The 7,668-nt window shown below is 39.7% G+C and carries 8 protein-coding genes and 1 pseudogene; 5 read left to right on the top strand and 4 right to left on the bottom strand.

Going from position 1 to position 7,668, the window contains the following annotated elements; genetic code table 11:
- Window positions 1-403 precede the first annotated feature (403 nt).
- Both ABJL82_RS16195 and ABJL82_RS16190 read right to left on the bottom strand, forming a co-directional pair.
- A complete protein-coding gene (locus ABJL82_RS16195) occupies window positions 404-709 on the bottom strand; it encodes a HigA family addiction module antitoxin (protein ID WP_347275744.1) in 306 nt (101 codons plus the stop codon).
- Between the two features lie 9 nt (window positions 710-718).
- Window positions 719-1,001 (bottom strand): annotated as a pseudogene (locus ABJL82_RS16190) (type II toxin-antitoxin system RelE/ParE family toxin).
- A gap of 166 nt (window positions 1,002-1,167) precedes the next feature.
- Here ABJL82_RS16190 and ABJL82_RS16185 point away from each other — a divergent pair.
- The 5 genes from ABJL82_RS16185 to ABJL82_RS16165 all read left to right on the top strand — a co-directional run bounded on the left by ABJL82_RS16185 (window position 1,168) and on the right by ABJL82_RS16165 (window position 6,232).
- Window positions 1,168-1,392 (top strand): tyrosine-type recombinase/integrase, encoded by a 225-nt coding sequence (locus ABJL82_RS16185; protein ID WP_347275743.1) that lies wholly within the window; start codon window positions 1,168-1,170, stop codon window positions 1,390-1,392.
- A 319-nt stretch (window positions 1,393-1,711) separates the two neighbouring features.
- Window positions 1,712-2,992 carry a dihydroorotase gene (locus ABJL82_RS16180; RefSeq protein ID WP_347275742.1) on the top strand — a complete coding sequence of 427 codons (1,281 nt, stop codon included), beginning with the start codon at window positions 1,712-1,714 and terminating at the stop codon, window positions 2,990-2,992.
- Window positions 2,986-3,666 carry an NYN domain-containing protein gene (locus ABJL82_RS16175; protein ID WP_347275741.1) on the top strand — a complete coding sequence of 227 codons (681 nt, stop codon included), beginning with the start codon at window positions 2,986-2,988 and terminating at the stop codon, window positions 3,664-3,666. The genes ABJL82_RS16180 and ABJL82_RS16175 overlap by 7 nt, the downstream gene beginning before the upstream one ends.
- The gene (locus ABJL82_RS16170; RefSeq protein WP_347275740.1) at window positions 3,650-4,054 is read left to right on the top strand and encodes a VanZ family protein; all 405 of its coding nucleotides are present in this window, start codon (window positions 3,650-3,652) and stop codon (window positions 4,052-4,054) included. The genes ABJL82_RS16175 and ABJL82_RS16170 overlap by 17 nt, the downstream gene beginning before the upstream one ends.
- A gap of 147 nt (window positions 4,055-4,201) precedes the next feature.
- Window positions 4,202-6,232, top strand: coding sequence for a tetratricopeptide repeat protein (locus tag ABJL82_RS16165; protein WP_347275739.1), 2,031 nt, complete (start codon window positions 4,202-4,204; stop codon window positions 6,230-6,232).
- Here the strand turns inward: ABJL82_RS16165 and proB are convergent.
- Together proB and ABJL82_RS16155 are read right to left on the bottom strand one after the other, a co-directional pair.
- A complete protein-coding gene (proB, locus tag ABJL82_RS16160; RefSeq protein WP_347275738.1) occupies window positions 6,229-7,371 on the bottom strand; it encodes a glutamate 5-kinase in 1,143 nt (380 codons plus the stop codon). The two genes, ABJL82_RS16165 and proB, sit on opposite strands and share 4 nt — an antisense overlap.
- Window positions 7,372-7,420: 49 nt before the next feature.
- Window positions 7,421-7,668 (bottom strand): helix-turn-helix domain-containing protein (locus ABJL82_RS16155; RefSeq protein ID WP_347275737.1); only part of this gene is annotated, 248 nt, incomplete at its 5' end.

The following is a 7,668-nucleotide window of genomic DNA, read 5'->3' as shown; positions in this document are numbered from 1 at the left end:
ACAAAATTATGATTTAGATGGAAAAATTTTAACCTTTTCCTGATTTGTTTATAGATTGCTTTTAATTTACACACAATTTTCTTTGCGTTTTATTTTCATTGCTGATCACATTCTCGGACAGCCTGTTATCTATTGACAAAAGAGCCGATAGCATAATCGCTCCGGATATCTCTGTGAGGAACGATAGAAGGTAATTCTTGTTGAAAAGGATTCCTGTTTTTTAGGGCTTTCGCGTTATATCCACTTAAACCCTTAAACCCTGTTAAGATTACTATGAAAAAGTGTTAAGGAATGTCAAGCCTGACAAAACAGAGCCATCAAAATCTTAAATGTATGATCGTTTTGGTGGAAAACACTTTATTGTCAATATTAGGTTTGACCCCACGACTTCTCACCGCAATGTTCACATTGCAGAAGTGTAAACATGTACCTCTTCATCAAGTCGATTCTTTAATCTATCTTTTTCTATTTCAAGATCATATCTTGCTTGAAGATTTATCCAAAACCTTTCTGAAAGACCAAAAAACCTTGATAGTCTTAAAGCTGTATCTGGAGTTATAGAACGTTTGCCCTGAACAATATCATTTATTCTGCGTGCAGGTACATTAATATCTTTAGCCAGCCGGTACTGACTAATACCCATGGGTTTGAGAAATTCTTCCATCAGAATTTCACCCGGATGAATTGGATCTAATATCTTTTTTGCCATCGTTACCTCCTAATGATAATCTACTATTTCAACGTTGTAAGCATCTCCTCCACGCCATTCAAAACATATACGCCATTGATCATTAATACGGATACTATATTGCCCATTCCTGTCTTTTCGATAGTTTTTCAAGATGATTATTCGGTGGTATACGTAAATCCATCAGGATTTCAGCACCTTCAAGTATTTCAAGTTTTCTTCGGGCAGTTTTTTGTATATCCCGTGGAAGTTTGAGTGATATTCGACGATTGAATATTTTCTCTGTTTCTTTGCAAGCAAAGTTCTTTATTATCTATTGCATCTCGTTAATAATGTCAAGCGTTATTATCACTTCTTTAACATAGAAGTATAAAAAAATCGGAAAGGATCTGATCTGGCAGTGGTTCTTTCCGGCCAAGACGTGAACGTTTGTCCCCGATGAGGGTAAATACAGGAGGTATCATCTCCATGAGACCCATGTGAATAAGGCAATACGGCGGACTGTGAGAAAGGCAAAGATACTGAAGAGGGCGTCGTCCCACACCTTTCGGCATAGTTTCGCAACCCATCTGTTGCAAGCTAACTACGATATCCGCACCATTCAGGAGATGCTGGGACACAGTGACATCAGGACGACCATGATATACACTCATACGATCAAATGTCAGACAGTTAAAGAAGTAAAAAGTCCTCTCGATTTCTGAGAGATTCTATTCATATCTTCAAAAGGCACATATCCTGCGTTTCAGCTCCGACCCATATAGAAAAGAGGATGATCGGTGGGTGGAGTGAAAAGACGAAATGGGGGGAAATCCTTCCCGGCTGTCCGAAAATAGGTAGTTTTAAAAAATTTTTGTATCACAAATTGTGCTGATTTTGTGCTAAAATTAACCTAAAAGGATAGTGTTAATTGAAATGAATAGAATTGATATTACGCCAACAATCCCTTAATTTTCAAGACAAAACAGGAAACCATCCAAATATCAAGGACTTAAGAACCTTTAATATTTCAGATTACACAAAATGAACGATTTATTAATAAAAGGCGGTTATGTGGTAGACCCTGTTTCCGACTTTGAAGGATACGCGGATATTCTTGTAAAAGACGGGAAAATAGAGGCGGTATCACCCAATATTACCACCAACCCCTCCGTCAGGATTATTGATGCAACGAATAAACACATCGCCCCCGGCCTGATCGATTGCCACGTGCATTTTCGCGAACCAGGTCTAGAATACAAAGAAGATATAAGAACAGGCTCACGCGCCGCCGCAAAGGGCGGATATACTACAGTGATTTGCGAGCCAAATACGAACCCTCCTATAGATTCCCCCCCCATGGTGGACCTGCTCACGGAAAGAATTTTAGAAAAGAGCATAATAAAAGTGTTTGCCAAGGCATGCATTACAAAAGGTTCATTAAGTGAAGAGTTGACGGACATTGCCGCCCTTGCTAAGAATACCCGTATAAAAGCATTATCGGACGACGGCAATCCGGTATTCAACGATGCTTTAATGCGCAAGGCTTGCGAGCTTTCAGTACAACATGCTATTATTATCAGCCCCCATTGCGAAGACTCTCCATTTTATTTGAATAAGATAAAAGACCTCCCCGGCGCAACCCGTTTCCCAGGCGAACCTTATTCACACGAAACTGATTTTGCCAGGCGTGACATTCGCTTTACTGAACAGGCAAAAGGCCGTCTGCATATTTCACACATAAGCCTGAAGGATACCTTGGCAGCTATACAACAAGCCAAAGAAAGAGGCATGGGAAAAATCACTTGTGAAGTGACCCCCCATCACTTATTATTGGACAACAGCCTCCGGGATAAAGACGGAAATACGCCCAGGACAAACCCTCCCTTACGGTCCCGGATGGACGTGGAAGCCATGCAAAACGGCTTGGCAAGCGGTATTATTGACGTTATCGCAACAGACCATGCGCCGCACACCGAAGATGATTTAAAAAAAGGCGCTACGGGCTTTGTGGGAGTCGAAACAGCCCTTGGCGTATTGCTTACAAAACTGGTACATACCGGCATCATTACTTTTAAGGAACTTATCACAAAAATGTCCGCCAATCCCGCACGCATCTTTCAAATAAACGGCGGTAGTCTTGCTGCCGGCATGCCGGCAGATATTACTATAATAGATAAAAACAAGGAATGGACGGTGGACGTAAACGCTTTTGAATCAAAGGGCAGAAACTGCCCCTTTCATGGATGGAAACTAAAAGGACAGGTTTTGGCTACTATTGTTAATGGAAAGGTCATTGTTGATAACTGCAAAATACAATGCTAATCATTATTGACGGCTATAATCTTATCTTTTCCGTGCCGGAATTGGAAAAACATATGGAAAGGAATTGTATTGAAGCGGTACGCGATTATGTAATATCCGTGCTCTCAAAATACCGGCAGGAAAAGCACTACGATATAATCGTTGTATTTGATGGCACCTATTCAGAAACAAGCTTACCGAGAAGACTGGTTTCAGGGGGGATAAAAATAATTTATTCCAAAACGGGCGTCAAAGCGGACACCGAAATCATGAACATTGCCAGCCAGGTGAAAAATCCGAAAGACGTATGTATTGTAACCTACGATAATGAAATAAAAAGACACGTTAAAAAATGCGGCTGCCGGATTTTGGACCCAAAATCACTGTACAGGGAAATCTACGATGTACTCTTTAAAGAGAATAACCAAAAACTCTCAGAACCTGAAAGTAAATGGAAAGGACCTACAGAGGATGACGCAAAATCGTGGGAAGGCGTTTTTAAGGAAGTCAGCCGTGAAGAGATCGATTCCCACATAAAAAACACCGGCTTGCCAAACATAAAGAAAAAACAGGTGCAAGTAACACTTGAAAACACCTGTAAAAATGAACATCAGGAAGGCGCTCTCCCTGACAATAATACACAATACTGGATTCGCCTCTTTGAAGGATTAGAAAACAATGACCAAAAAAATTAAGATTCACTGGGGTATAAAATGTGCCCTGGCATTTGGGTATGCATGCGGCATTTATGTAGCATCATCCACAGATACCTCTTCAGTCTCCTTGCCAAACCATATCGACAAACTTATCCATTTTGTTGAATATGGGATATTATGTTTGTTCGTCTGCTGGGTTGTTTCTTCCTTTCAAATCAAATCCGTGAAGATGTTTTATCTGTTAACCATTGGTATAACCTCATTGTATGGCATGTTCGATGAATTCCACCAGTCATTCACCCCCAATCGTTCCGCGGATGTACTCGACTGGCTGGCAGACACTGCCGGTGCGGCGACGGCATGTTTTCTATGGCATGTTTTTATCCGCAAAAATAAGGTCAGCAACCGCTTATTGACAGACAGATAATAGCCTTTTTATCATTAATTTCTTTGCACTTTTTGACAAAATATTTAATGGTGAAATACGAATATTTAATTTTTTAATCTGTGCAATCTACTGTAATCTGTTGTTCCGCCTTTCGTAATTTTTTCCAGGATTTCGCGAGCTTTTTCAATGAATGCCAGATATTTAAGGTTTATTCCTCCTGCCATCATTATTTTTCTATCGGGATTTTTGTATCTCAACTCATTGCATAACGATTTTGTTTACGACGACGCATACATCATCAAGGAAAATCACTTCATTAACTCACTAAAAAATTTCCCTAAATTATTCCATAAAGATTATTTTTATGTTTCCGGAGAGCTCAGCTACCGCCCTGTCGTCACCGTAACTTATTTTATCGACCACGCATTGTGGAATCTTAAACCCTTTGGCTATCATTTAACCAATACTATACTCCACACCATCAACATATTCCTCTTTTTCCTCTTTACTAAGTGTATTTTCAAAAACATTCGGCAGGCATTCATAGCAACATTATTCTATCTATCGCATCCTCTTTTAACGGAGACGGTTAATGCGATTTGTTACCGGGAGGATATCCTTGTTTCAATTTTTTTTCTTTTAGCGTTTATTTTATTCCTGAAAACAAAAAGCCGCAGGCAAGGTCACACAAATAGCCACTTTACCCTTTGTTATTTTCTCTCTTGTCTCGCATACCTCATCGCCCTTTTTTCAAAAGAAATGGCGATTACATTCCCTATCCTTATTGTAATCTTCGATCTTTTGTTTTTGTCTCAAAACGAAAAAGAATCTGATTCCTTCGCCCCTCTTGCAAAAAAAGTTGCTCGTTTCATGCTCTTTTACAGCGGATATATTTTTGTTACAGGGGTCTATATCTTTCTAAGATTTTTTGCCCTCAGGAATACCTTAAAAACGATAGAAATCTATCCAACAAATATTGCCACCATGACAAAAGTAGTGGCATATTATCTAAAACTTATTTTTTTACCTGTCCCCCTTAACGCTGATTATTACGTACCGGGACATTTATCTTACACGTTATCGTTATTTGTAGCTATCTTGCTGATTACGTGTATCGTTATTATTTTCGTGTGTTTCTTACGAAGGAACAGATATGTCATTTTTTTTATTTTATGGTTCTTTATCACACTTTTGCCGGTGCTTGGCATTATTCCCATCGGCAACATTATAGCGGAAAGGTATTTGTATGTGCCGGTAATTGGCCTTTGTTGCACAATAAGCTATCCCTTTTTGAATAGAAAATTGTCTTATCCTATTGTTGTTGTTTTTGGCGTTATTCTGCTCTGTTTTCAGATTGGAGTGATACACAGAAACCGTATCTGGCGTAACGACGCTACACTATGGTTTCACACATTTCAAAGAGAACCGAAAAGCGCCAGGGCATGCGGCAACCTTGGCAATGCGTACTTTAATAACCTGCGGTATGAGGAAGCAATCAAAATGTACCGGCGGGCGCTTGCCCTGGAACACAGCTATCCATTTATCCATTTTAATCTGGGGGCGGCTTATGAGAAAATTGGCCTTGTTGAGAAGGCAATAGAAGAATATAAAGCGTCCATCTCAAATCTTAACGATAATACGCTTGCATACAACAATCTTGCTATGATCTATGATAAACGAGGACGCCATGATTTGGCTGTCGAAACGTATCTCCTTGCATTAAAAGATAATCCCTATGTACCTTTTGTACACAACAATCTTGGGAATACCTATGAATACACCGGCAACAAAGAAAAGGCACTCGCTGAATACAGGGAAGCAGTAAAACTCGATAACAATTATGCGGATGCCCATAACAATATGGGCGCTGTTTATCTGAAAAGCGGAAACGTTGATATGGCCATTCGTGAATTTGAAAAAGCCATTTATTCAAAACAAGGGCATGTTGATGCGCATTACAATCTGGGAATTGCGTATGCGTCAAAAGGCCTTTTTAAAGAGGCGTCGGAAGAACTAAAACTTTCCCTTCAATATAATCCAAACGACTATTCCGTATACAGGGACCTGGGCATATTATATTATCAACACTTTAAAGATATCGATACGTCCCTTTATTATTTAAATGAATCAATCCGCCTGGCGCCGAATCCCGCAGAAAAAGAAAAGGTCGGCAATATAATAAAATCAATTATGACTGCAACTATTGACGCCCCTTAAATCAAAACCAGATTGTCCCGGTGAATAACCTCATCATAGGATTTATAGCCCAGAATCTTGTGAATCGAAGAGGCGCGGCATCCCTTGATTTTTTCTATCTCCTCAGAAGAATAATTGGTTAACCCTCTCGCAAAAACACCATCATTTTCACCTTTGCAAATCGAAACAATATCCCCTTTCTCAAAACCGCCTTCAATCGAAACAATGCCGGATGCAAGAAGGCTCTTCCCCTTCTTCGAAAGGGCAGAACAGGCGCCTTCATCAACAAATACACTGCCTTTAGATTTCTTTGAATACCCTATCCATCGCTTCCGGCTTGTCAGTTTTTCCTTTTTGGGAAGAAACAACGTCCCGATATCCTCATACTGAAAAATCTTTAGCAAAACATTTTCCTGTCGCCCGTTGGCAATAATCACCTTTTCACCGGCATTCGTCACAATTGATGCAGCTTCCAACTTTGTACGCATCCCCCCCACTCCTCTCAACGTCTTGGAATTGTATGCCATTTGTTTGGTTTTCTGTGTAATATGTTCAACTACAGGGATAACATGCGCCCGGCTTTCTCCTTCGGGTTGTTTGTCATACAACCCATCAACTGAAGAGAGAATAACCAGCAGGTCTGCGTCAATAAGATTCGTTACCAATGCGGATAATTCATCATTATCGCCAAAGGCAATTTCGTCTATTGAAATAGTATCATTTTCGTTTACTACAGGAATCGCATTCATTCGGAATAATGTATGGATGGTATTGCATGTATTTAAATATCTTTTCCTGTTTTCAAAATCTTCCCGTGTAAATAAGATTTGTGCCGCGTGATATCCATGCGATTTAAAAAAACTATCATACGTGCTTATTAATTTGCTTTGGCCAATAGACGCAACCGCCTGCAGCTCCGGAAGCGTACCGGGTCTCTTTTGCAATCCCAACTCGCCCATACCGCATCCGATTGCGCCGGAACTTACCACCGTTACATTAAAATTTCTTCTTTTTAACTCTACGACCTGTTCGGCTAACCCTTTTATCTGTTTATTGTCCAAATATCCCGCATTATCAGTTATCACGCCGGTGCCTATTTTAATAACGATCTTTTTTGTATCTTTTATGTATTCGTACCGTATGTCTGATATTTCTTTCACAATATTTCCCGTAACGATTTAGATTTTTCGAAAATTTTTCACCGGATCTTCACTTTTTTGCCTTTTTAATTTTTTCCATAAGCATATCGAGGAACGATTTAAACTGGTCATCTTTTTTCAATTCCTCGTTTATTTTCTTTATCGCAAATATCACTGTCGTATGTTTCTTGTTGCCAAAATAATTCCCTATCTGCTGATACGACCAATCCAACTGATTTTTTATTAAATACATGCATATCTGACGCGGAAACGATACCGTCTTCGCCTTCCGGCTCGAATGAAGATCACTGCGGCTTA

The sequence above is a fragment of the Candidatus Kuenenia sp. genome (assembly GCF_039794105.1).
In the GTDB taxonomy this organism is placed as follows: Bacteria; Planctomycetota; Brocadiia; order Brocadiales; family Brocadiaceae; genus Kuenenia.
This window is presented reverse-complemented; position numbering and strand designations above follow the sequence as displayed.

Excerpts from the sequence above, each read along its gene's own strand:
- ABJL82_RS16195 (WP_347275744.1), bottom strand. The coding sequence starts at position 709 with ATGGCAAAAAAGATATTAGATCCAATTCATCCGGGTGAAATTCTGATG.
- ABJL82_RS16180 (WP_347275742.1), top strand. The coding sequence starts at position 1,712 with ATGAACGATTTATTAATAAAAGGCGGTTATGTGGTAGACCCTGTTTCC.
- ABJL82_RS16175 (WP_347275741.1), top strand. The coding sequence starts at position 2,986 with ATGCTAATCATTATTGACGGCTATAATCTTATCTTTTCCGTGCCGGAA.
- ABJL82_RS16170 (WP_347275740.1), top strand. The coding sequence starts at position 3,650 with ATGACCAAAAAAATTAAGATTCACTGGGGTATAAAATGTGCCCTGGCA.
- ABJL82_RS16165 (WP_347275739.1), top strand. The coding sequence starts at position 4,202 with ATGAATGCCAGATATTTAAGGTTTATTCCTCCTGCCATCATTATTTTT.